The organism is Corallococcus llansteffanensis (genome assembly GCF_003612055.1).
Taxonomy (GTDB): domain Bacteria; phylum Myxococcota; class Myxococcia; order Myxococcales; family Myxococcaceae; genus Corallococcus; species Corallococcus llansteffanensis.
On sequence record NZ_RAWB01001111.1, the window covers coordinates 1 to 816 of the forward strand.

Genomic DNA, 816 nt, shown 5'->3' on the forward strand with positions numbered 1-816 from the left:
TCACCGCCTCCTGCTGGCGCAGGGCCGCCTCGACTTCGCCCAGCTCGATGCGGAAGCCTCGCACCTTCACCTGGAAGTCCACCCGGCCCAGGTACTCCAGCACGCCATCCGCCCGGTACCTCACCCGGTCTCCCGTGCGGTACATCCGGCTGCCCGCGGGGCCGTGCACTTCCGGCAGGAACTTCTCCGCAGTGAGCTCTGGCCTCAGCAGGTAGCCGCGCGCCTGGCCCTCACCCGCGAGGTACAGCTCGCCCGCCACGCCCACCGGCACCGGTTGCAGGTACGTGTCCAGCACGTACGCACGCGTATTCGCCAGGGGACGGCCGATGTTCGGCACTTCCTCGCGCCCCACCAGCGACCACGTCGAGTACGTCGTGTCTTCGGACGGGCCGTACAGGTTGTACAGCTTGCGCACCGTGGAGACGCCGTACACCTGCTTCGCCAGCGTCTCCGGCAGCGCTTCACCCGCGAGGTTCACCACGCGCACCGACGACGGCACCGCGCCCAGCCTCACCAATTGCGCCATCGCTGACGGCACCGTGTTGATGAGGGTGACTTCGGCGTCCACCTTCTCTTCCGCCAGGTGCAGCGCGTTGCGCACCACCACCACGCTGCCGCCTCGCACCAGCGGCGCGAACAATTCGAACACCGACAGGTCGAAGTTGAGGGACGTCGCAGCCAGCACGGCTTTCGTCTCTTCCTCTTCGAACGTCTCCTGGGCCCACGTCAGGAAGGCCACGGCGTTCCGGTGCGTCACCGCCACGCCCTTCGGACGGCCCGTGCTTCCCGACGTGTAGATGAGATACGCCGCGTTCT

Annotated in this window: 1 protein-coding gene; it reads right to left on the reverse strand. The window is 67.8% G+C overall.

Annotated features, from left to right (window positions below; all coding sequences use genetic code 11):
- The coding region (locus D7V93_RS43655; protein WP_147451709.1) for an AMP-binding protein at positions 1–816 on the reverse strand (816 nt) is incomplete at both ends.